Below are 21,793 nucleotides of genomic sequence, written 5' to 3'. Positions count from 1 at the left end.
CATCATCGTTCGTCTGTGCTCAGGCAGTAATGTTCAATCAACTGCCGTAATAGATGCACGGTAGGCTGCAAACGTGACATTTCAAGGTACTCGCCGGGCTGGTGCGCGCAGGCGATGTCGCCAGGGCCGAGCACGATGGTTTCGCAGCCAAGGCGCTGAAGATAAGGCGCTTCGGTGCCGAACGCTACTGCTTCGGCCCTATGACCCGTAAGCCTTTCAGCGACGCGCACCAGTTCGGCGTCTTCGGCCTGCTCGAACGACGGCACTTCCGGGAACAACGGCTTGTAGTCGATCTTTACCTGATGCCGCTCGGCGACCGGGTTGAGCTTGCGCAGAATCTCCGCGCGCAGGACTTTCGGGTCCATGCCCGGCAACGGCCGCAGGTCGAATTCCAGCGAACACTGGCCGCAGATACGATTCGGGTTGTCGCCGCCATGGATGCAACCGAAGTTCATCGTCGGCTGCGGCACGCTGAATTGCGGATTGTTGAATTCGCGTTGCCACAGCAGGCGCAGACCGCGCAGTTCGCCCATCGCATCGTGCATCGCTTCAAGAGCGCTATGGCCCAGACGCGGGTCCGACGAGTGACCGCTCTGCCCGAGAATGTCGATGCGCTCCATCATGATGCCCTTGTGCATGCGGATCGGCTTGAGCCCGGTCGGCTCTCCAATCACCGCCGCGCGCCCCAGCGGACGGCCAGCCTCGGCCAACGCACGGGCACCGGACATCGAGCTTTCTTCATCGCAGGTGGCGAGAATCAGCAAGGGTTGTTTGAACGGCTGGTCGAGCAGCGGCTGCACGGCTTCGATGATCAGCGCGAAGAAACCCTTCATGTCGCAACTGCCCAGGCCAACCCAGCGGCCATCGACCTCGGTGAGCTTCAACGGGTCGGTCTGCCACAGCGCATCGTCGTAAGGAACGGTGTCGCTGTGTCCCGCCAGCACCAGGCCACCGGGGCCGGAGCCGAAACTGGCGAGCAGATTGAATTTACCGGGGCTGACCTGCTGGATGTCGCAGCTGAAACCCAGATCACCCAGCCAGCCGGCGAGCAAATCGATCACCGCCCGATTGGACTGATCGAGGTTCGGTTGGGTACAGCTGACCGACGGCGCGGCAATCAGCGCAGCGAACTGGTCTTGCATGGACGGCAAAGGCATCGCTGACTCCAACTCCCGATTTGAAGTCCATCATAGAGCCATCCGGCGTCAGGAATAAACCGCCGCAGGGCGTAGGACGAATCAGTCCTGTACACTGCACGACCTTGGCAGCCACACATTTCCCCGGCTGCGCTCCCGATCCTGGATTTTCCGGCCATGCAGAAAGAAACCGAAATCAAACTCCGCGTCAGCCGCGAAACCCTCGCGGCTCTGCGCGAGCACCCGTTATTGAAGAAACGCAACAAAAATGGCTGGGAACGCCGTGAGTTGATGAACCAGTATTTCGACACCCTTGAGCGCGATCTGGCCCACGCCAAAGTCGCTCTGCGCCTGCGCAAGGACGGTGACGAAGTCATTCAAACGCTCAAGACCCGTGGCCAGAGCGTCGCCGGCCTGTCCGAGCGTAACGAGTACGACTGGAAATTGCCGAAAGCCAAGCTCGACGTGAAGAAACTCGACGGCGAATGCTGGCCCGAGTCGCTGGCCGAGCTGGACAAGAAAACCCTGAAACCCATCTTCACCACCGATTTCGTCCGCGAGCACGCCGAAATCGCCTGGGGTCGTGGCAAGAGCAAAGTGGTCATCGAAGCCGCTCTGGATCTCGGTCACGTTGTCGTCGGCAAGCAGAAAGAAGAAATCTGCGAGCTGGAACTGGAATTGCGCGAAGGCGAGCCAGCCGCACTGCTGGAGCTGGCCGCCGAACTGGCTGAAACCCTGGCACTGATGCCGTGCGACATCAGCAAGGCTGAGCGCGGTTATCGTCTGTACGACGCCAACAGCTACTCGCTGAGCCTGCCGGCGCCGGAGCTGACCCCCGAAACGAAACTCGACGACGCCTTTGCCGCGTTGGGCTGGCACTTGCTCGGCAGCAGCCAGCGTCTGGCGGAACAGTACCGTTTCAACGGCCACTGGCGCCTGTTGCTCGACTGGGTCGAGAACCTCGCGGAAATGCGCGCCCTGCTCAGCAGCCTCGGCCAGGCTGCCCCGCGTCAGTCGACCCACGACTTGCGTGTTGCCCTGGATGCCTTGCTGGAAGACTGGCGTCCGCTGGTTCAGGTCGGTATCGAAGACGAAGACGTGCGCAAAGCCGCGCCGGAACAGTTTCTCGAAGAACTCGAAGACCCGCGCTGGGGCCTGTTCTCGCTAAGCGCTTCACGCTGGTTGCTGGCTCGCAGCTGGACTGCCGAGCGCAACGTGCGGGGCAACCGTCAAGGCGACGCGCAGTTGCACAGCTGGTTGCCGCGCCTGCTCGGTGAAGAAGCCACGGCCTTGCAACTGCAGCGTTATCAGCAGCAGCCGGAAGATCTCGCCGAACAACTGCCGCGTATCGAGCGCATTCAGGTCTGGCTGCACCACGCCCGCAACGTGTTGGACATCCCGGAAATGGATCGCCTGTACGGTGAACTGAACAAACTGGCACAACTGGCCAGCGAGCCGACGATCACTGACGAACTGCTCGATGCTCGCAAGCATCAGGCGATTGCGGTTTACCAGAATCGCGCGTGGAAAATGCTCCTGCGCATGTAAAACCGCTTTGACGAGCAGGCTCGCTCATCCATTGGAATGCAATTTCCTGTGGGAGCGAGCCTGCTCGCGAAGAGGCCGGTTGCCTGGCCTCAGACCGGCAGGCTTGTAGTGGACTTGATCTCCGACAGCGCCACAATCGAGTTCACTTCCTGAATCCCCGGTACCAGCGACAGCTTCTCGAAGAAGAACCGCTCATAGGCTTCGATGTCCGCCGCGACAATCCGCAGCAAAAAATCCACCGCCCCCATCAGCACATAACACTCCAGCACTTCCGGAAAGCCGCGAATCGCTTCGGTGAACTCGGTGAAGTTCGAACGCCCGTGGGCGTTGAGTTTGATCTCGGCAAAGATCTGCGTGTTCAGGCCGATCTTCTTGCGATCCAGCAAGGTCACTTGGCCACGAATGATCCCCTCCTCCTTCATTCGCTGAATCCGCCGCCAGCACGGCGATTGCGACAGCCCCACCTGCTCGGCGATCTGCGCGCTGGACAGCGAAGCGTCCTCTTGCAGCAGGGCGAGAATCTTGCGGTCGTAACTGTCCAGCTCGCTGTGCATAGAAAAACCTCTAATTGGACATCCTGCAAATTGATCAAGTCGATCAATCGCCCATAACGCCGATCATAGCCAAGAAATACCCGGCACCGAATGTAAAAATTTCTCCAGAAATTCTGGAGACTTGCCATGCCCCACCTTGAAGCCGTCAATAACGCCCCGACCCGCACCGATGTCTGGAACGTCAGCAATGCCCACTGCCTGGCGCAGTATCAGATCCTCGCCGAGGCCGAGCCGGATCTGCTGGTGCGGGTGCTCAACCTGTTCGCACTGCAATTTCTAACGCCCGAGCAGGTCAACGTGCAGCGGATGGACGACTTGATGTCGATCGACATCGTCATGGGTGGTTTCAGCTGGCATCGGGCGCAAGTGATCGCGGAAAAACTTCGTAACCTGATCAGCGTCTGCTCGGTGAACCTGCAAAACGCCGACAGTGATTGGGATGCCCCCGCGCAAGCCGCCGGCTGAGAAATCCGGAAACGCCTTTGTCGGATAGTGGCCCAACGGTCTGCGGGGCCGCGACTATCCTTTTGCGCACTGTCGCTCAAAAGGAAGCCTGCATGTCCGCTCAATTCGCCACTCAGGACCGCTGGCTGGAACTCAACGACGTATTGCGTGAACTGGTCGCCCAAGGTTTTATCTGCCAGGACTCGGCGGAGCAGGCGCTGAACGCGCGCCGTCGTCATGCAGCCCACGGCCAGATGCATCCGCTGGAATTCATCGCCAGTCAGCAACTCGACGACCTCAGCCGTCCGGGCAAACATCTTGATCTGGAAAGCCTGACGCTGTGGTTGGCGCAGCAGGCCGGACAGCAGTACCTGCGCATCGATCCGCTGAAGATCAACGTTGCCGCCATCACACCGCTGATGTCCTATGCCTTCGCGCAACGCCACAGGATTCTCGCCGTAGCCATCGATCACGATGCGGTGACCGTGGCCAGCGCCCAGCCTTACGTCACCGGATGGGAAGCCGACCTGACCCACGTGCTGAAGCTGCCAGTCAAACGGGTGGTGGCCAACCCGGCGGACATCCAGCGCTTCAGCGTCGAGTTTTTCCGCCTGGCAAAATCCGTCAGCGGCGCCAGCACTGCCGACGCCCAGGGCGGCAACCTCGGCAATTTCGAACAACTGCTCAACCTCGGCGCCAGCGATCAGGAGCCGGACGCCAACGATGCGCACATCGTCAATATCGTCGACTGGCTGTTCCAGTACGCTTTCCAGCAGCGCGCCAGCGATATCCACATCGAACCGCGTCGCGAGCAAGGCACGGTGCGTTTTCGCATCGATGGCGTGCTGCACAACGTCTATCAGTTCCCGCCCCAGGTGACGATGGCGATTGTCAGCCGCCTGAAAAGCCTTGGCCGCATGAATGTCGCCGAAAAGCGCAAACCCCAGGACGGCCGGGTCAAGACCAAGACCCCGGACGGCGGCGAAGTGGAACTGCGCCTATCCACTTTGCCGACCGCGTTTGGCGAAAAAATGGTCATGCGGATCTTCGACCCGGACGTGCTGCTCAAGGATTTCGATCAACTGGGCTTCTCCGCCGACGACCTGCGGCGCTGGCAAGACATGACCCGCCAGCCCAACGGCATCATTCTGGTCACCGGGCCAACGGGGTCAGGCAAGACCACCACGCTTTACACCACGCTGAAAAAACTGGCGACGCCGGAGGTCAACCTCTGCACCATCGAAGACCCTATCGAGATGGTCGAGCCGGCATTCAACCAGATGCAGGTCCAGCACAACATCGACCTGAGCTTCGCCGCCGGGGTGCGTGCGCTGATGCGACAGGACCCGGACATCATCATGATCGGCGAGATCCGCGACCTCGAAACCGCAGAAATGGCGATTCAGGCCGCGCTGACCGGGCACCTGGTGCTTTCGACCCTGCACACCAACGACGCACCCAGCGCGATCAGTCGCCTGCTCGAACTCGGCGTGCCGCATTACCTGATCAAGGCCACCGTGCTCGGCGTGATGGCGCAACGACTGGTGCGTACCTTGTGCCCGCACTGCAAGGCGCCCCTGACTCTGGAAGAGGCCGACTGGCAAACCCTGACCCGCCCGTGGCAGGCAGCGATGCCAAGCAATGCCCAGCGCGCCATCGGCTGCCTGGAATGCCGTGACACCGGTTATCGCGGCCGCGCCGGGGTCTACGAAATCATGCAACTGAGTGACAGCCTCAAGGGGTTCATCACCCCGGACACCGACCTCACGGCGATCCGCCGCCAGGCGTTCAAGGAAGGCATGCGCAGCTTGCGTTTGTCCGGCGCGCAGAAAGTCGCGGCGGGGCTGACAACCGTTGAGGAGGTGCTGCGAGTGACACCGCAGAGCGAACAGAAATAACCAGATTGCCATCAATCTGTGTTTAACCGCGGGCCACGCCGGTACACTTCGGCCATCACAACTTCATGCGCCAACCAACAAGGAATCGTTATGCAGACCGCAAGTGTGCTTTTACTGTTTGTGGCCCTGGCCATCGCCATTCTGTTCATGGGTTTCAAAGTCGTGCCGCAAGGGTTCGAGTGGACGGTCGAGCGCTTTGGCCGCTACACCAACACCCTGAAGCCAGGCCTCAATCTCATTATTCCGGTGATGGATCGCATCGGGCGCAAGATCAACGTGATGGAAAGCGTGCTGGATATTCCACCGCAGGAAGTCATCACCGCCGACAACGCCACAGTGCAGATCGATGCCGTGTGCTTCTTTCAGGTGGTCAACACCGCGCAGGCCGCCTACGAGGTGAACAACCTCGAGCACGCCATTCGCAATCTGCTGCAAACCAACATCCGCACCGTGCTCGGCTCCATGGAGCTCGATGCCATGCTCAGCCAGCGTGACAACATCAACGAGCGCCTGCTGCGCACCGTCGACGAAGCCACCGCGCCTTGGGGCATCAAGATCACCCGCATCGAGATCAAGGACATCAGCCCACCCACCGATCTGATGGCCGCCATGTCCGGGCAGATGAAAGCCGAGCGGATCAAGCGCGCGCAAATCCTCGAAGCCGAAGGCCTGCGCGCGTCGGCGATCCTCACTGCAGAAGGCAAAAAGCAGGCGCAGATTCTCGAAGCCGAAGGCAGCCGGCAGGCGGCATTTCTGGAAGCCGAGGCCCGTGAGCGTCAGGCCGAAGCCGAAGCCCAGGCAACCAAAGTGGTGTCCGAAGCCATCGCCGGCGGCAACGTGCAGGCGGTCAACTACTTCGTCGCGCAAAAATACATCGATGCGCTGGGCAAACTGGCCTCGGCCAACAACAGCAAAGTGATCCTCATGCCGCTCGAAGCCAGTTCGATGATCGGTGCGGTGGGCGGCATCGGCGAAATCGTCAAAGCGACTTTCGACGGCAAGAAGGCCTGAGCCATGCCGACCGAACTCTTCAACTTCTGGAGCTGGCTGGGGCTGGGCACCGTATTGCTGATCCTCGAAGTGTTCGGCGCAGGCGGCTACCTGTTGTGGATCGGCATGGCGGCGGCCGCTGTCGGCGTCACGACATTTGTGGCACCCGGCCTGCCATGGGAAATCCAGCTGCTGCTGTTCGCGCTGTTCTCGATCCTGACGGCGCTGTATTGGTGGCGCCGCCAACGCACCGCCGTGCGCCGCAGCGATCAACCGCTGTTGAATCTGCGGGGGCAGGAGTTGATCGGCAAAGTCTTCGTGGTCAGCGAAGCGATTGTCGACGGGCACGGCAAGATCAAGGTCGCCGACGGCGTGTGGATCGCGCGCGGACCGGACACGCCGCTCGGCGAACGCGTGCGCGTGACCGGCCAGCAAGGCGCGGTGCTGCTGGTGGAGCGGGCCGAATAACGGCGTATGGAACCGGATCGGGGAAATGACGATCCAACGCCGTAGTTAACCCCCAGGAGTCACTCAATCATGCGTCTCAAACTTGCTGTCGCCACCCTGGCCTTGCTGTCTCTTCCCGTTGGTTCGGCGATGGCGGACAGCTTTTGGCGTAACGTCATTTCCTCCGGCGCCACCACCGGCTCGACCTACCTGACCTTCAAGGATCACAAGCTGATCATTGCCGCGCAGGACGATGCCGGCAGTTTCGTTGCCAGTGACGGCGGCATTCGCGGGCCATACCTGGAAGCCGCGATGCAGAAAGTCCGCGCCGACAATCCGGGCCTGCAGGCCACGGACATGGAGCTGGCGAACGCGATTCTGGCGAAGAACGCGGTGGCTTCCGAATAACAAAAAATGCCGCTCAATCGAGCGGCATTTTTTTGCCTGGATTTCAGTCCCACAGGGGAAGGTGTGCTTGCCGGGAAATCAGCGGTAATCGTCCACCGGCACGCACGCGCAAAACAGGTTGCGATCGCCGTAAACGTTATCCACCCGATTCACTGCCGGCCAATACTTGTGCGCCTTGGTGTGCGTATCCGGGGTGATGGCCTGCTCAATGCTGTAAGGCCGCTCCCACACCCCGGTAACATCCGCCAGCGTATGCGGCGCGCGTTTGAGGGGATTGTCCTCAGCCGGCCAGTTGCCGTTCTGAACTTCGGTGATTTCCGCGCGAATGCTCAACATGGCGCCGATAAACCGGTCCAGCTCAGCCTTGGACTCGCTCTCGGTCGGTTCGACCATCAGGGTTCCCGGCACCGGGAAGGACATGGTCGGCGCATGAAAGCCGTAATCCATCAGACGCTTGGCAACGTCCTCCTCACTGATCCCGGTCTGCACCTTCAATGGCCGCAAGTCGAGAATGCATTCGTGGGCCACCCGCTCGTTACGCCCGGTGTACAGCACGGGAAACGCGCCAGCCAGATGCCGGGCCAGATAATTCGCCGCAAGAATCGCCACCTCGCTGGCATCGGCCAGTTGTGGGCCCATCATGGCGATGTACATCCAACTGATCGGCAAGATACTCGCACTCCCCCACGGCGCTGCGCTGACTGCGCCATTCTGCGCCAGCGGCCCGTCAATCGGCACCACCGGATGATTGGCGACAAACGGCGCCAGGTGCGCGCGAATGCCGATGGGCCCCATGCCGGGGCCACCGCCGCCGTGAGGAATGCAGAAGGTCTTGTGCAGGTTCATGTGTGACACGTCGGCGCCGATGTCCGCCGGCCGCGCCAGCCCGACCTGCGCGTTGAGGTTGGCGCCGTCCATGTACACCTGGCCGCCGTGCTTGTGGACAATGTCGCAAATCTCGCTGATGCCCTCTTCGTACACACCGTGGGTCGATGGGTACGTCGCCATCAGGCACGACAACCTTGCACCCGCCTCCGCCGCTTTCGCCTTCAGATCTTCCAGATCGACGTTGCCTGCCTCGTCACACTCGACGATGACCACACGCATCCCGGCCATCTGTGCCGAGGCCGGGTTGGTGCCGTGGGCCGAGGACGGAATCAGGCAGATATCCCGCGCGCCCTGCTGACGACTCTCATGATATTTACGGATCGCCAGCAATCCGGCGTACTCGCCTTGCGCACCGGAGTTGGGCTGCATGCAGATCGCATCAAACCCGGTGATCGCACACAGCCAGCGCTCCAGTTCCTCGATCATCAACGTGTAGCCGACTGCCTGTTCGCGCGGCACAAAGGGGTGCAGGTTGGCGAACTGCGGCCAGGTGATCGGGATCATCTCGCTGGTGGCGTTGAGTTTCATGGTGCAGGAACCCAGCGGGATCATCGACTGATTGAGGGCCAGATCCTTGTTCTCCAGTTGCTTGAGGTAGCGCAGCATCTCGGTCTCGCTGTGATGAGCATTGAAGACCGGGTGGAGCAGGTAGGGTGTCTTGCGCTGAAGGTTGTCGGGAATGCCCGATACGATGGTTTCCTCATCGAGTTCGTCGACGTTCAGCCCATGATCGGAACCGAGCAGGACATCAAACAGACGCGCCACGGTGGTTTCATCACAGCTCTCGTCGAGGCTCAGCCCCAACCGACCACGCCCCAAAATCCTCAGGTTGATCTGCGCCGACCGAGCGCTTTCGATGATCGCGGTTTGTGCACCGCCGACGTCCAGCGTCAGGGTGTCGAAAAACTGCGCATTGAGCCGTTTGATGCCGTGACGCTCCAGCCCCAGCACCAGTATGCAGGTCAGTCGATGCACGCGTTGGGCTATGCGCTTCAGCCCCTCCGGCCCGTGATACACCGCGTAGAAACTGGCGATATTGGCCAACAGCACTTGCGCCGTGCAGATATTCGAATTGGCCTTCTCGCGACGGATATGTTGCTCGCGGGTTTGCAGGGCCATGCGCAAGGCGATATTGCCCCGGGTATCTTTCGACACGCCGATGATCCGCCCGGGAATCGCCCGTTTGTATTCCTCGCGACTGGCAAAGAACGCCGCGTGTGGGCCGCCGTAACCCATCGGCACGCCGAAACGCTGGGACGAGCCGAACACCACGTCCGCTCCCAGTTCACCCGGCGGCGTCAGTAGCAACAGACTGAGTAGATCCGTGGCCACGCAGGCCAGTGCCTGTTGTGCGTGCAGATGATCGATCAATGGCCGCAGGTCGCGGATCTCGCCGTGGGTGTCGGGATATTGCAGCAGCGCACCGAACACCTGGTGTTGCTTGAGGTTATCCACAGCGTCGACGACCAGTTCGAAGCCGAAACCTTCGGCGCGGGTCTGCACCACGGAAATGGTTTGCGGATGACAGTTCTCGTCGACAAAGAACAGATTGCTTTTCGACTTGGCAACGCGTTTCGCCAGAGCCATGGCTTCGGCCGCAGCGGTGGCTTCGTCGAGCAAGGAGGCATTCGCCAGTTCAAGGCCGGTGAGGTCGATGGTCAGTTGCTGGAAATTCAGCAGTGCTTCGAGTCGGCCTTGGGCAATCTCCGGTTGATACGGCGTGTAGGCCGTGTACCAGCCAGGATTTTCCAGCACGTTGCGCAAAATCACCGCCGGCGTCAGTGTGCCGTAGTAACCCATGCCGATCAGGCTGGTCCAGACCTGATTCTGCTCGGCGTAACCGCGCAGTCTGGCCAGTGCCGCCTGCTCATCCAGCGCGGGCGGCAGATCCAGTGCGCGATTAAGGCGGATGCCCGGCGGCACGGTCTGTTCAATCAGCTCGGCCCGGCTGCCAAGGCCAAGGCTGTCGAGCATCGCCTGCTGTTCGGCGGCATCCGGGCCGAGGTGACGGCGCAGGAAGGCATCGGGGTCGCGTAACTGGCTGAGGGAAGGCAATGGGGACATGACGGGCTCTCTCTTGGCTGGCGCTCGGCGTCAATGCAACACGGTCAAACCAGCATAGCAGCCCGTGCCCCGGTCAAATTCTGCAGATCAACACTGACCCTGTGGGAGCGGGCTTGCTCGCGAAAGCGGTGCGTCAGTCAATTCAAGTGTGTCTGACACAAGGTATTCGCGAGCAAGCCCGCTCCCACGGGGGGGAAATCATCACCCACAAAAAAGCCCCGACGGATCGGGGCTTTGCAGTGTGGCAGGCGACTTACTCTTCGCTGACAGCCTGGTACTTCGCCGCATCCAGCAGTTTGTCCAGCTCAGCCTTGTCGCTTGGCTTGAGCTTGAAGATCCACGCACCATACGGATCGGAGTTCAGCAGCTCCGGGGAGGCACCCAGCTCTTCGTTGATCGCGATGACTTCACCGCTGACCGGCGAATAGATGTCGGACGCCGCTTTCACGGATTCGACGACGCCTGCCATATCGCCTGCAGCGAATACCTTGCCCACTTCGGTCAGTTCGACAAACACCACGTCGCCCAGCGCTTCCTGCGCGTGATCGCTGATGCCCACGGTGACGGTGCCGTCCGCTTCCAGACGTGCCCACTCATGACTCACGGCATAACGCAGTTCAGCGGGGATATTGCTCATCTTCGGTGTCCTCAGGAAATAGGTCAGCGGTCGTGCCCGCCAAAAAAAGGTTAGATCAACGTTTTACCATGGCGCACGAAGGTCGGTTTGACCACCCGCACCGGATACCACTTGCCACGGATTTCCACTTCGGCGCGGTCGGCGGTCGCCATCGGAACACGCGCCAGGGCAATCGATTTGCTTAGCGTAGGAGAGAAACTACCACTGGTGATCTCCCCTTCGCCAACATCGGCGATCCGAACCACTTGATGAGCGCGCAAAACCCCGCGTTCTTCCAGTACCAGGCCGACCAGTTTGTGCGCAACGCCAGCGGCTTTTTCCGCCTCCAGCGCACGACGACCGATGAACTGACGCGAGGCTGGCTCCCAGGCGATGCTCCAGGCCATGTTCGAGGCCAGCGGCGAAACATGCTGATCAATGTCCTGACCGTAGAGGTTCATACCGGCTTCAACGCGAAGCGTGTCGCGGGCGCCCAGACCAATCGGGGAAATGCCGGCGCCAACCAGATCGTTGAAGAAACCCGGCGCTTGATTGGCCGGCAGGCAAATCTCCAAGCCATCTTCACCGGTATAGCCGGTACGGGCGATGAACCAGTCGCCGTCGGTATAGCCTTCGAAGGGTTTGAGGTGCTGGATCAGCGTGGCGCGTGACTGAGTCACCAGCTCGGCAATCTTGTGCCGGGCCTGCGGACCTTGAATGGCGAGCATCGCCAGTTCGGAACGTTCGTGCAGTTGCACATCGAAGCCGCCGAGCTGGGCGTGCATCCAGGCCAGATCCTGATCGCGGGTGGAGGCGTTGACCACCAGTCGATAAGCGTCGTCGAGACGGTAGACGATCATGTCGTCGACGATGCCGCCGCGCTCATTGAGCATGGTGCTGTACAACGCACGGCCGGGGCGGTGCAGGCGGTCGACATCATTGGCCAGCAAATGCTGGAGCCAGGCCTTGGCCTGAGTGCCGGTGACATCGATCACGGTCATGTGAGAAACATCGAACACCCCGCAATCGCGGCGCACTTCGTGGTGCTCCTCGACTTGCGAGCCGTAATGCAGTGGCATGTCCCAACCGCCAAAATCGACCATTTTCGCGCCAAGGGCGAGATGCAGGTCATACAGAGGCGTGCGCTGTCCCATGGGTTTCTCCTTCCGGGCGTGGCGAAGGTGCGGACAGTCGCTGCACGAATGAAAGCCTTGAAATAGAAGGTTCTCAGCCGATTCCAGCGAACAGGTCTGTCAGACTAACCGCACCGAATGCCGCGCATTGTAGCCGCATGATTCGGGACTCACTACTAAGTGTTTCGGTGCGCCGAGCGACGGATCAGGCCGATGACCGGTAGCAGTCCGACCAGAACCAGGCTCAGCGCCGGCAAAGATGCCCGCGCCCATTCGCCTTCGCTGGTCATTTCAAAGATCCGCACCGCCAGCGTATCCCAGCCAAACGGGCGCATCAGCAGGGTCGCGGGCATTTCCTTGAGCACATCGACGAACACCAGCAGCGCCGCGCTCAGGGTGCCGGGCAGCAACAATGGCAGATACACTTTGAAAAACAGTCGCGGCCCACTGACACCCAGGCTTCGTGCTGCTTCGGGCAAAGATGGCCGTATACGCGCCAGACTGTTTTCCAGCGGGCCGTAGGCGACAGCCACGAAGCGCACCAGATAGGCCATCAGCAACGCCGCCAGACTGCCGAGCAGCAACGGCTTGCCGGCGCCTCCGAGCCAGGCGGACAGCGGAATCACCAGTTCGCGATCCAGATAACTGAACGCCAGCATGATCGACACCGCCAGCACCGACCCCGGCAAGGCATAGCCGAGGTTGGCCAGCCCCACTCCCGAGTTGATTGCCGGCGTCGGCGCCAAACGCCGGGCGAAGGCCAGCAGTAGCGCGACGCAGACCGTGATCAACGCGGCCATGCCGCCCAGATACAGGGTGTGCAGGATCAGCCCGGCGTAGCGCTCATCTAGATCGAAACGGCCGCGCTGCCAGAACCAGACGATCAGTTGCAGTACCGGAATGACGAACGCGCAGGCAAACACCAACCCGCACCAGCTCATCGCCGCGAGGGCCTTGAACCCGCGCAAGTGATACAGGGCTTTGACCCGTGGCCGCTCGTTACTTGCCCGATTCGCCCCGCGCGCGCGACGTTCGCCGTACAACACCAGCATCACCACCAACAACAACAGGCTTGCCAGTTGCGCGGCGCTCGGCAGACTGAAGAAGCCGTACCAGGTTTTGTAGATCGCGGTGGTGAACGTGTCGAAGTTGAACACCGAGACTGCGCCGAAATCCGCCAGGGTTTCCATCAAGGCCAACGCCACACCGGCGCCAATCGCCGGACGTGCCATCGGCAGTGCTACGCGCCAGAAGGCTTGCCACGGCGACTGGCCGAGCACCCGCGCAGCTTCCATCAGGCCTTTGCCCTGGGCGAGGAACGCCGTGCGTGCCAGCAGGTAAACGTAGGGATAAAAGACCAGCACCAACACCAGAATCACCCCGCCAGTGGAACGCACGCGCGGCAGGCGCAGCCCGCTGCCGAACCATTCGCGCAGCAGCGTTTGCACCGGGCCGGCGAAGTCGAGCAGGCCGACGAAGACGAACGCCAGTACGTAGGCCGGGATGGCAAAGGGCAGCATCAACGCCCAGTCGAGCCAGCGCCGACCGGGAAATTCGCAGAGGCTGGTGAGCCAGGCCAGACTGACCCCGAGCAACGTCACGCCGACACCGACGCCAAGGATCAGCGTCAGGGTATTGCCGAGCAGACGCGGCATCTGGGTTTCCCACAGGTGAGACCAGATCTGTTGATCGATGGTTTGCCAGGAGAGCAGCAGAACGCTCAGGGGCAACAGCACCAGCGCGGCGATGGCGAAGACGATGGGGTACCAGCGGCGTTGGGCGGGATGGGCCACTTTTGGGTCTCTGGGGGATTGGGGTGTTCTTGGATTGAGTGTTTCAGGTTGAGATTGTTGCCCTCACCCTGGCCCTCTCCCTGGCCCTCTCCCAAGGGGAGAGGGGATTGACCGCGTAGTTTATGAGAATTACGCCGACCTGAACCACCGAGCCGAACTCAGGTTTCGAAGCCAACTCAGATCGGCTCCCTCTCCCTTGGGAGAGGGCTGGGGTGAGGGGCTGGATTTTAAATCACACGAATCTTTCGAAACGACTCAGTTCCAGCCCGCCCGATCCATCATCCGGATTGCCTCTGCCTGACGCTTGCCCGCGACTTCCACCGGCAACGTATCGGCGATGAACTTGCCCCACGCCGCCACTTCTTCTGAAGGCGCCACCGCCGGGTTGGCCGGGAATTCCTGGTTCACGTCAGCAAAAATCTTCTGCGCTTCAGGTGTGGTCATCCACTCGACCAGCGCCTTGGCCGCTTCCGGATGCGGCGCATGTTTGGTCAGGCCGATGCCCGACAGGTTCACGTGCACGCCGCGATCGGCCTGGTTCGGCCAGAACAGTTTCACCGGCAGCTCCGGTTTCTGCTTGTGCAGACGACCGTAGTAGTAAGTGTTGACGATGCCAACGTCACACTGGCCGGCATTGATCGCTTCAAGCACAGCAACGTCATCGGAGAACACGTCGGTGGACAGGTTGTTGACCCAGCCCTTGAGGATCTTTTCAGTCTTCTCGGCGCCGTGGACTTCGATCATGGTCGCGGTCAGCGACTGGTTGTAGACCTTTTTCGCCGTGCGCAGGCACAGGCGCCCTTCCCAGTTCTTGTCGGCGAGCGCTTCGTAGGTAGTCAGTTCGCCCGGTTTCACGCGTTCGGTGGAGTACGCGATAGTCCGCGCGCGCAGGCTCAGGCCGGTCCAGGCGTGGGTGGACGAGCGATATTGCAGCGGGATATTGGCGTCGATGGTTTTCGAGGTGAACGGCTGGAGAATGCCCATCTGCTCGGCCTGCCAGAGGTTGCCGGCGTCGACGGTGAGCAGCAGGTCGGCAGTGGCGTTTTCGCCTTCCGCCTTGATGCGCTGCATCAGCGGCGCTTCCTTGTCGGTGATGAACTTGATCTTCACCCCGGTCTTGGCGGTATAGGCATCGAAGACCGGTTTGATCAGTTCATCGATGCGCGACGAGTAAACCACCACCTCATCAGCGGCCTGGGCCGTGGTGCTACCGATCAGGGTCAGGGCCAGTGCGGTCAGAAGACGCTTGGGTGCCAACATGGGAGTAGTCTCTCGGTCGGGAAATGAGGGCCAAATGATAAGGACTCACATTTACCACCTCAATCGAACTCTTTTGAAAGAAGTTACCAGATGTTGCGCAGGCTGGAATCCGGCGTGGCGGTTCTGGCACCTTCGCGAGCAAGCCCGCTCCCACAGGGTTTGAAGTGTTCACAAAATTGATGTTTCACACCGACCACTGTGGGAGCGGGCTTGCTCGCGAAGAGGCCATCAGCCTCAATATTGAACTCAAATCCTGGCTAAAGCCGGGAGATCACCGGTCAACCCGAGCGCCTCGCGCACAAACAACGCCTTCGCCTCCGGCATCTGCTCCACCAGCTTCAACCCGGTATTGCGCAACCAGCGCACCGGCAACGGATCGGCCTGGAACAACCGCTCAAAGCCTTCCATCGCCGCCATCAGCGCCAGGTTATGCGGCATACGCCGGCGTTCGTAACGGCTCAGCACTTTCACATCCGCCAGGCGTTCGCCGCGCTCCGCCGCCTGCAGCAGCACCTGCGCCAGCACCGCTGCATCGAGGAAACCCAGGTTCACACCCTGCCCCGCCAACGGGTGAATGGTGTGCGCCGCATCACCGATCAACGCCAGGCCTTGCGCCACGTAACGCTTGGCGTGGCGCTGACGCAGCGGCACGCACAGTCGCGGATCGGCACTGATGACTTCACCGAGACGACCTTCAAAGGCGCGCTCCAGCGCCCGACAGAAATCCGCCTCATCCAGCGCCATCAGGCGCTCGGCTTCGCTCGGCGTAGTCGACCAGACGATCGAACACCAATCCTGCTGACCGTCACGCTCCAGCGGCAGGAACGCCAACGGCCCGTGATCGGTGAAGCGCTGCCACGCAGTCATCTGGTGCGGTTTGCTGCTGCGCACGCTGGTGACGATGGCGTGATGCAGATAATCCCACTCTCGTGTCGCCACACCGGTCAGGCGACGAACCGCCGAATTGGCACCATCAGCGGCAATCACCAGTGGCGCGCGCAACTGACGACCATCGGCCAGCGTCAGCAACCAGTCATCGCCCGAGCGGCGCATCTGTTCCAGTCGTGCATTGGCGAGCATGCCCAGATCACAATCGTGCAAACGATCTAGCAAGGCATCCTGCACCACGCGGTTTTCGACGATATGCCCCAGCACTTCGGCGTGCACGCTGCTCGCCGAGAAATGAATCTGCCCGGTGCCACTGCCGTCCCACACGTGCATGTCGGTGTAGGGGCTGCTGCGGCGTTTGGCGATGCCGTCCCACACGCCGAGGCGTTCGAGAATCCGCTGGCTCGCCGCTGACAGGGCGCTCACGCGCGGTTCAAACGCGGCTTGCGCGTCGAACGGTTTGACGCTCAGCGGGCTGCCGTCCAGCAGCAGGACTTCCAGCCCGCTGTCCTGCAACGCCAACGCCAGGGCGCTGCCGACCATTCCGGCTCCGACTATCAGCAGATCTGCGCGCATTTCCATGCTTTAGGCCTGTCTCGCTTGCGGCTTGAGCCGCACGTAAAGGGTTTTACCGACCCGCGCCACCAGATTGCCGGCGCCGTCATGAATGTCGACCTGCAACTGCGGCAGGTACTTTTCGCCATTGGCGGTCTGCCGGCGGATCTCGGCGAGCAACGTCTCGTCGATGCTGAACCGGGCGAACACCGGGCCTTTGCCCGGCGCAATGAAATCGATGTCGGCGGCTTTGTCCCAGACGATGTACTTCGAACCGAGGTTCTCCATGAGCATCAGCATGAAGAACGGATCGACCATCGAATACAGGCTGCCGCCGAACTGCGTGCCGACGTAATTGCGGTTGTACCAGCCAAGGCCCATCGACACCTGAACGTCGCGGAAGTCATCGCTGATGTGCCGAACCCGTACCCCGGCGCCGAGGTATGGCGGATAGAACGTCATGATCCAGCGCATCAGCCGCGCCTTGCCGAATTTAGCGGTCAGCCACTTAAGCATCCGGACGCGTTCCCAAACCCATCGCCTGACGGGCAAACCAGCGCTTGGCCGGCGGCAACAGATCGAGACCGAGCAGGCCGATGTTACGCCCCAGCGAAACCAGCGGCTGGGTGCTGCCGAACAGGCGCGTGACCTGATCGGAGAAACCGACGGTGAGGTCCTGATCGAGACGCTGACGCTCGCGATAGGCCTGCAGCGTGGCGAAATCGCCCAGCGGTTTGTCGCTCGCCAACAGCGCCGCAGCCAAGGCATCGGCGTCACGCAGGGACAAGTTGAAGCCTTGCCCGGCAATCGGGTGCAGGCTGTGTGCCGCATTGCCGAGCACGGCCAGATGCGAACGCACTTGCTCTTCAGCCTCGACCAGCGTCAGCGGATACAGATGCCGTGCGCCAACCTGCTTCAGCGTGCCGAGGCGGTAACCGAACACGCCCTGCAATTCGCTGAGGAACTCGCGTTCGCTCACGTCAGCCAAACGCTGCGCATCCATGCCCAGACGGGTCCAGACCAGGGCGCAGCGGTTGTCCGGCAGCGGCAGCAGCGCCATCGGCCCTTCGTCGGTAAAGCGCTCGAAGGCCATGCCGTTGTGCGCTTCGCTCGGGCTGATGTTGGCGATCAGCGCACTCTGGTTGTACGGGCGCTTGCGCACGTTGATGCCCAGTTGTTCGCGCAGGCCGGACCGCCCGCCATCGGCGAGCACGGCGAGGTCGCATTCAAGGGTGGTTTCATCATTCAAGGTCAGGCGATAGCCGTCGGGCAGCGGCTCCATGCGCGTGACTTCCGCCGGGCAGCGCCAAGTGATCACGTCTTTGTCGAGGTGCTGCCACAGGCACTGGCCGAGCCAGGCATTTTCCACAACGTACCCGAGCGCTGGCACGCCCTCTTCCATCGCCGATAAACGCGCGGTGGAGAAACGGCCCCGGTCGGAGACGTGAATCTGTTTGATCGGTTCGGCGCGGCGGGAGATTTCCTGCCACACGCCCACCCGTTGATAAATCTGCCGTGAACCGAAGGACAGCGCCGACGAACGTGCGTCGTAGCTCGGCTGCCAACTGTCACCGGGGGCGAACGGTTCGATCAGGACAATCTTCCAGCCCCGGGCCTTGGCCCCGGCCTGCAAAGCCAACGCCAGACTGGCGCCGACCAGACCGCCTCCGATGATTGCCAGATTGACTCGACTCATGCCGCGTGTGTCCGTGCTTGCGCCATCAGCGCTTCGATTTCAGCGACGGTTTTCGGTACGCCGTTGGTGAGGATTTCACAGCCAGTCTTTGTCACTACCACGTCGTCCTCGATGCGCACGCCGATGCCACGCCATTTCTTCGCTACGTTCTGATTGTCCGGGGCGATGTAAATGCCCGGTTCCACGGTCAGCGCCATGCCGACTTCCAGCACACGCCATTCGCCGCCGACCTTGTATTCGCCGACGTCGTGTACATCCATGCCCAGCCAGTGCCCGGCACGGTGCATGTAAAACGCTTTATAGGCTTCGCTGGCGATCAATTCGTCGACCTCGCCCTGCAACAGTCCCAGTTTCACCAGCCCGGAGGTGATCACCCGAACCGTCGCCTCGTGCGCCTGATTCCAGTGCTTGTTCGGAGCGATTTCGGCGAACGCGGCTTCCTGCGAGGCGAGTACCAGTTCGTAGATCGCTTTCTGCTCCGGCGAAAACCTGCCGTTGACCGGCCAGGTGCGGGTGATGTCGCTGGCGTAGCAATCAATCTCGCAACCGGCGTCGATCAACACCAGATCGCCGTCCTTGAGCAGCGCGTCATTCTGCTGGTAATGCAGGATGCAGCTGTTGCGCCCGGCGGCGACAATCGAACCGTAGGCCGGCATCTTCGCCCCGCCCTTGCGGAATTCGTAATCGAGTTCGGCTTCGAGGCTGTACTCGTAGAGCCCGGCCCGACTGGCTTGCATGGCGCGGATGTGGGCTTGTGCCGAGATCCGTGCGGCTGCGCGCATCACCTTCACTTCTGCCGCCGATTTATACAGGCGCATGTCGTGCAGCAGATGATCCAGGGCAACGAATTCGTTCGGTGGCTGGGCGCCGAGGTGCGCCTTGGAGCGGATCACGTTGATCCAGTCCATCAGGTGACGGTCGAATTCCGGGTTGCTGCCCATCGCCGAATACACCCGGTCGCGACCTTCGATCAGGCCCGGCAGGATGTCATCGATGTCCGTGATCGGGAAGGCGTCGTCGGCGCCGAAATCGCGAATCGCGCCTTCCTGGCCGGCACGCAAGCCATCCCACAATTCGCGTTCGGCGTTGCGTTCACGGCAGAACAGTACGTACTCGCCATGCTCGCGGCCGGGCATCAGGACGATGACGGCCTGCGGCTCGGGAAACCCGCTGAGGTACTGGAAATCGCTGTCCTGACGGTAAACGTGCTCGACGTCGCGGTTGCGAATAGCCACCGCGGCGGCGGGCAGGATCGCGATGCTGTTGGGTTCCATCTGCGCCATCAGGGCCTTGCGGCGACGGCTGTATTCCGCTTTCGGGATATGGGTCATGGGCAGATGGCTTTCCCTGGCACGCGATTAATGCAGCGACGGCTTGGCGGCTGGCGGTACGTCGGCTTTGCGGGTTTCCGAGAACAGCAGCAGCGGTGCGACGCGCAGGTACTCCATGACTTCCATGTAGTCGGTTTCGCCGTCTTCGGACTCTTCCAGAGCGTCTTGCACTTGGGAAATCGCGGCCAGATCCTGCAGCACTTCGGTGGCTTCAGTGCTGAGCATGCTGCTGTCGCGGCAGTTCAGGCCGAAACCGCTGAGGAAACCCTGGCACCATTCGCCCAGCGCAGCGGCGCGGTCGGTCAGCGGTGCGTCATCGGTCGGCAGCAGCAGAACGACAGTCACGTCGTCGCCGGTCAGTTCGCCTTTGACCATTTCCTGCAGGCCGATCAGGGCGTTGCGGACGTTGTCCTGAATGTCGCCTTCGAGCAGTTCGGCGGCGTCGATCAACCAGCCTTCGTGATCGAAGCCGGCACCGGCGCAGCTGCGTCCGAGCAGCACGCCATGCAGTTCTGCAGGCGAGACGTTGTGGCCGCTGGAGGTCAGCAGGGTGGCAAAGGCTTGGTACGGGGAATTCGCAATGGTCATGGGCAGCTAGGCGCCAGACGGCGCTATGTCTAGAATGAAGGCCTTGTATCCTACATCGACAGACTCGCCAAGACTATTAAAGGCTGTCCGCCAGCTACCACCCATCAGACGAACATGTGGACACAATGGAAGACACCGACCTGCAAGCGCTGATGGCCAGACTCGAACTGCTGATTGGTCGAGTCGAGCAACTAAAGAGTCAAAACGCACTCTTACTAGCTCAGGAAAAGACCTGGCGCGAGGAACGCGCTCACCTCATTGAAAAAAACGAAATCGCCCGGCGTAAGGTCGAATCGATGATTTCGCGCCTCAAGGCCCTGGAGCAAGACTCATGAGTTCAAGCAATAGCGTTACCGTGCAGATCCTCGACAAAGAATATTCGATCATCTGCCCGCAGGAAGAACGCAGCAATCTGGTCAGTGCCGCACGTTACCTGGACGGCAAGATGCGCGAGATCCGCAGCAGCGGCAAAGTCATCGGCGCCGATCGTATTGCCGTAATGGCCGCGCTGAACATCACTCACGACCTCTTGCACAAAGAAGAGCGCCCGGACATTCAGGCCAGCGGCTCGACCCGTGAACAGGTGCGCGACTTGCTTGATCGTGTCGATCTGGTCCTCGCCGACGATCAGAACACCACCAAGGGCTGATTCGGCAGGCCGCTTGCGGTATACTCGCGGCACTCCCTGGGGTGCTTGCCAGTTGACGATGTCCCTGAGCCGATTCGCACTACCCTGGAAGTTGCACGTTGGGCTGGTGTGCATGTCCGCTAGACGGAAAGCCTTAAAGTCTACTGCATCTTCCACCTTGAACTTTCGGGTTCAAGGGCTAAGTTGACAGCGGTTCATCCGGGGAGCCTGATTCGAATCCGATGTCGGTGAAAACCGACATCGGATTTTTTATGTGTGCGTTTTCGTCCAACCTGCCGAAGCCGAACCATGACCGAACCCGCGCTGCTGCCCCGCCCGCAACTCCGCCGCCTCCTGCGCAAGGCTCGCCGCTCACTGAGCAAAAGCGAGCAACGCCAGGCCGCCAAAGGCCTGTTCCGGCAACTGGCGCAAGACCCGCATTTTCGCCGGGCCAAACATATCTCTCTGTATCTGCCCAACGACGGTGAAATCGATCCGCGCCTGCTGCTGCGCGAAGCACAGCGTCGGGGCAAGGCCACCTATCTGCCGGTGCTCAGCGCCTGGCCGCGAACCAAAATGGTTTTCCAACGCATTCGTCCGGGGGAAAAGCTCAAACCCAATCGTTTTCGCATTCTCGAGCCACGGGCTAACCTCGCACAGCAGCGCAGGCTCTGGACTCTGGATCTGGTGCTGTTGCCGCTGGTGGGCTTCGACGACGTCGGTGGACGTTTGGGGATGGGCGGCGGTTTCTATGATCGCAGCCTTGCCTATCTGGCGCGCCGGCAATGCTGGCGTAAGCCGACCCTATTGGGCCTGGCCCATGAATGTCAGAAGGTCGAACGCCTGGCGCAGGCGAGTTGGGATGTTCCGCTGCAAGGCACGGTCACCGACAAGGCATGGTATTTCGCGAGATAGACGCCGCGCAGAT

Annotated in this window: 21 protein-coding genes and 1 other RNA gene; 10 read left to right on the top strand and 12 right to left on the bottom strand. The window is 61.2% G+C overall.

Features of this window, described 5'->3' with window-relative positions:
• Positions 1–2 precede the first annotated feature (2 nt).
• Complete coding sequence (gene argE, locus AACY19_RS12140) at positions 3–1,157, bottom strand: acetylornithine deacetylase (RefSeq protein ID WP_339450459.1); 1,155 nt, start codon at positions 1,155–1,157, stop codon at positions 3–5.
• 156 nt (positions 1,158–1,313) lie between these two features.
• On the opposite strand from argE, the gene AACY19_RS12135 reads away from it, so the two are divergent.
• Entirely contained in the window at positions 1,314–2,684 is a 1,371-nt protein-coding gene (locus tag AACY19_RS12135) for a CYTH domain-containing protein (RefSeq protein ID WP_339450458.1), read from the top strand.
• An 89-nt stretch (positions 2,685–2,773) separates the two neighbouring features.
• On the opposite strand, the gene AACY19_RS12130 is transcribed toward AACY19_RS12135, so the two are convergent.
• A complete protein-coding gene (locus AACY19_RS12130) occupies positions 2,774–3,238 on the bottom strand; it encodes an Lrp/AsnC family transcriptional regulator (protein WP_016983809.1) in 465 nt (154 codons plus the stop codon).
• 126 nt (positions 3,239–3,364) lie between these two features.
• On the opposite strand from AACY19_RS12130, the gene AACY19_RS12125 reads away from it, so the two are divergent.
• From AACY19_RS12125 to AACY19_RS12105, 5 genes are all read left to right on the top strand, one after another.
• Complete coding sequence (locus tag AACY19_RS12125; protein ID WP_339450457.1) at positions 3,365–3,703, top strand: hypothetical protein; 339 nt, start codon at positions 3,365–3,367, stop codon at positions 3,701–3,703.
• 92 nt (positions 3,704–3,795) lie between these two features.
• Positions 3,796–5,580, top strand: coding sequence for a GspE/PulE family protein (locus tag AACY19_RS12120; protein WP_339450456.1), 1,785 nt, complete (start codon positions 3,796–3,798; stop codon positions 5,578–5,580).
• Between the two features lie 90 nt (positions 5,581–5,670).
• Positions 5,671–6,591, top strand: a complete 921-nt coding sequence (locus tag AACY19_RS12115; RefSeq protein ID WP_339450455.1) for an SPFH domain-containing protein — start codon at positions 5,671–5,673, stop codon at positions 6,589–6,591.
• A 3-nt stretch (positions 6,592–6,594) separates the two neighbouring features.
• Positions 6,595–7,038 carry an NfeD family protein gene (locus AACY19_RS12110; RefSeq protein ID WP_339450454.1) on the top strand — a complete coding sequence of 148 codons (444 nt, stop codon included), beginning with the start codon at positions 6,595–6,597 and terminating at the stop codon, positions 7,036–7,038.
• A 66-nt stretch (positions 7,039–7,104) separates the two neighbouring features.
• Positions 7,105–7,425, top strand: a complete 321-nt coding sequence (locus tag AACY19_RS12105) for a DUF2388 domain-containing protein (RefSeq protein WP_171057234.1) — start codon at positions 7,105–7,107, stop codon at positions 7,423–7,425.
• 78 nt (positions 7,426–7,503) lie between these two features.
• On the opposite strand, the gene gcvP is transcribed toward AACY19_RS12105, so the two are convergent.
• The 10 genes from gcvP to AACY19_RS12055 all read right to left on the bottom strand — a co-directional run bounded on the left by gcvP (position 7,504) and on the right by AACY19_RS12055 (position 20,237).
• Positions 7,504–10,377: an aminomethyl-transferring glycine dehydrogenase gene (gene gcvP / locus AACY19_RS12100; protein WP_339450453.1), complete on the bottom strand. Its 2,874-nt coding sequence runs from the start codon at positions 10,375–10,377 to the stop codon at positions 7,504–7,506.
• A 253-nt stretch (positions 10,378–10,630) separates the two neighbouring features.
• The gene (gene gcvH, locus AACY19_RS12095; RefSeq protein ID WP_339450452.1) at positions 10,631–11,014 is read right to left on the bottom strand and encodes a glycine cleavage system protein GcvH; all 384 of its coding nucleotides are present in this window, start codon (positions 11,012–11,014) and stop codon (positions 10,631–10,633) included.
• Between the two features lie 50 nt (positions 11,015–11,064).
• Complete coding sequence (gcvT, locus tag AACY19_RS12090; protein WP_339450451.1) at positions 11,065–12,147, bottom strand: glycine cleavage system aminomethyltransferase GcvT; 1,083 nt, start codon at positions 12,145–12,147, stop codon at positions 11,065–11,067.
• Positions 12,148–12,302: 155 nt separating this feature from the next.
• Positions 12,303–13,919 (bottom strand): ABC transporter permease, encoded by a 1,617-nt coding sequence (locus tag AACY19_RS12085; protein ID WP_339450450.1) that lies wholly within the window; start codon positions 13,917–13,919, stop codon positions 12,303–12,305.
• A 255-nt stretch (positions 13,920–14,174) separates the two neighbouring features.
• A complete protein-coding gene (locus tag AACY19_RS12080; RefSeq protein WP_016772637.1) occupies positions 14,175–15,179 on the bottom strand; it encodes an extracellular solute-binding protein in 1,005 nt (334 codons plus the stop codon).
• A 246-nt stretch (positions 15,180–15,425) separates the two neighbouring features.
• Positions 15,426–16,643: a 2-octaprenyl-3-methyl-6-methoxy-1,4-benzoquinol hydroxylase gene (locus AACY19_RS12075; RefSeq protein ID WP_339450858.1), complete on the bottom strand. Its 1,218-nt coding sequence runs from the start codon at positions 16,641–16,643 to the stop codon at positions 15,426–15,428.
• Positions 16,644–16,652: 9 nt separating this feature from the next.
• Entirely contained in the window at positions 16,653–17,138 is a 486-nt protein-coding gene (locus AACY19_RS12070; RefSeq protein WP_339450449.1) for a DUF4442 domain-containing protein, read from the bottom strand.
• Positions 17,131–18,318, bottom strand: coding sequence for a 2-octaprenyl-6-methoxyphenyl hydroxylase (ubiH, locus tag AACY19_RS12065; RefSeq protein ID WP_339450448.1), 1,188 nt, complete (start codon positions 18,316–18,318; stop codon positions 17,131–17,133). The genes AACY19_RS12070 and ubiH overlap by 8 nt, the downstream gene beginning before the upstream one ends.
• Positions 18,315–19,649, bottom strand: coding sequence for a Xaa-Pro aminopeptidase (gene pepP / locus AACY19_RS12060; protein ID WP_339450447.1), 1,335 nt, complete (start codon positions 19,647–19,649; stop codon positions 18,315–18,317). The genes ubiH and pepP overlap by 4 nt, the downstream gene beginning before the upstream one ends.
• 27 nt (positions 19,650–19,676) lie before the next feature.
• On the bottom strand, positions 19,677–20,237 hold the full coding sequence (locus AACY19_RS12055) for a YecA/YgfB family protein (protein ID WP_339450446.1): 561 nt from the start codon (positions 20,235–20,237) through the stop codon (positions 19,677–19,679).
• A 125-nt stretch (positions 20,238–20,362) separates the two neighbouring features.
• Between AACY19_RS12055 and AACY19_RS12050 the strand changes: the two genes are divergently transcribed.
• The 4 genes from AACY19_RS12050 (at position 20,363) to AACY19_RS12035 (ending at position 21,780) form a co-directional block, all read left to right on the top strand.
• Positions 20,363–20,572 (top strand): TIGR02449 family protein, encoded by a 210-nt coding sequence (locus AACY19_RS12050; protein WP_007911197.1) that lies wholly within the window; start codon positions 20,363–20,365, stop codon positions 20,570–20,572.
• The gene (locus tag AACY19_RS12045; protein ID WP_034151990.1) at positions 20,569–20,886 is read left to right on the top strand and encodes a cell division protein ZapA; all 318 of its coding nucleotides are present in this window, start codon (positions 20,569–20,571) and stop codon (positions 20,884–20,886) included. Before AACY19_RS12050 ends, AACY19_RS12045 begins: the two co-directional genes overlap by 4 nt.
• Positions 20,887–20,916: 30 nt before the next feature.
• Positions 20,917–21,095: non-coding RNA, 6S RNA (gene ssrS, locus AACY19_RS12040), on the top strand.
• A 79-nt stretch (positions 21,096–21,174) separates the two neighbouring features.
• Positions 21,175–21,780 (top strand): 5-formyltetrahydrofolate cyclo-ligase, encoded by a 606-nt coding sequence (locus AACY19_RS12035; protein WP_339450445.1) that lies wholly within the window; start codon positions 21,175–21,177, stop codon positions 21,778–21,780.
• Positions 21,781–21,793: the final 13 nt, after the last annotated feature.

The organism is Pseudomonas sp. EA_5y_Pfl2_R50, from assembly GCF_963970475.1.
In the GTDB taxonomy this organism is placed as follows: Bacteria; Pseudomonadota; Gammaproteobacteria; order Pseudomonadales; family Pseudomonadaceae; genus Aquipseudomonas.
Note: the sequence above shows the minus strand (reverse complement) of the source record. Positions and strands in the feature narration are given on the sequence as shown.

Excerpts from the sequence above, each read along its gene's own strand:
- AACY19_RS12080 (WP_016772637.1), bottom strand. The coding sequence starts at position 15,179 with ATGTTGGCACCCAAGCGTCTTCTGACCGCACTGGCCCTGACCCTGATC.
- AACY19_RS12125 (WP_339450457.1), top strand. The coding sequence starts at position 3,365 with ATGCCCCACCTTGAAGCCGTCAATAACGCCCCGACCCGCACCGATGTC.
- AACY19_RS12130 (WP_016983809.1), bottom strand. The coding sequence starts at position 3,238 with ATGCACAGCGAGCTGGACAGTTACGACCGCAAGATTCTCGCCCTGCTG.
- gcvT (WP_339450451.1), bottom strand. The coding sequence starts at position 12,147 with ATGGGACAGCGCACGCCTCTGTATGACCTGCATCTCGCCCTTGGCGCG.
- gcvH (WP_339450452.1), bottom strand. The coding sequence starts at position 11,014 with ATGAGCAATATCCCCGCTGAACTGCGTTATGCCGTGAGTCATGAGTGG.
- ubiH (WP_339450448.1), bottom strand. The coding sequence starts at position 18,318 with ATGAGTCGAGTCAATCTGGCAATCATCGGAGGCGGTCTGGTCGGCGCC.
- AACY19_RS12120 (WP_339450456.1), top strand. The coding sequence starts at position 3,796 with ATGTCCGCTCAATTCGCCACTCAGGACCGCTGGCTGGAACTCAACGAC.
- argE (WP_339450459.1), bottom strand. The coding sequence starts at position 1,157 with ATGCCTTTGCCGTCCATGCAAGACCAGTTCGCTGCGCTGATTGCCGCG.
- AACY19_RS12035 (WP_339450445.1), top strand. The coding sequence starts at position 21,175 with ATGACCGAACCCGCGCTGCTGCCCCGCCCGCAACTCCGCCGCCTCCTG.
- pepP (WP_339450447.1), bottom strand. The coding sequence starts at position 19,649 with ATGACCCATATCCCGAAAGCGGAATACAGCCGTCGCCGCAAGGCCCTG.
- AACY19_RS12115 (WP_339450455.1), top strand. The coding sequence starts at position 5,671 with ATGCAGACCGCAAGTGTGCTTTTACTGTTTGTGGCCCTGGCCATCGCC.
- AACY19_RS12135 (WP_339450458.1), top strand. The coding sequence starts at position 1,314 with ATGCAGAAAGAAACCGAAATCAAACTCCGCGTCAGCCGCGAAACCCTC.
- AACY19_RS12055 (WP_339450446.1), bottom strand. The coding sequence starts at position 20,237 with ATGACCATTGCGAATTCCCCGTACCAAGCCTTTGCCACCCTGCTGACC.
- AACY19_RS12070 (WP_339450449.1), bottom strand. The coding sequence starts at position 17,138 with ATGCTTAAGTGGCTGACCGCTAAATTCGGCAAGGCGCGGCTGATGCGC.
- gcvP (WP_339450453.1), bottom strand. The coding sequence starts at position 10,377 with ATGTCCCCATTGCCTTCCCTCAGCCAGTTACGCGACCCCGATGCCTTC.
- AACY19_RS12045 (WP_034151990.1), top strand. The coding sequence starts at position 20,569 with ATGAGTTCAAGCAATAGCGTTACCGTGCAGATCCTCGACAAAGAATAT.
- AACY19_RS12075 (WP_339450858.1), bottom strand. The coding sequence starts at position 16,643 with ATGCGCGCAGATCTGCTGATAGTCGGAGCCGGAATGGTCGGCAGCGCC.
- AACY19_RS12110 (WP_339450454.1), top strand. The coding sequence starts at position 6,595 with ATGCCGACCGAACTCTTCAACTTCTGGAGCTGGCTGGGGCTGGGCACC.
- AACY19_RS12050 (WP_007911197.1), top strand. The coding sequence starts at position 20,363 with ATGGAAGACACCGACCTGCAAGCGCTGATGGCCAGACTCGAACTGCTG.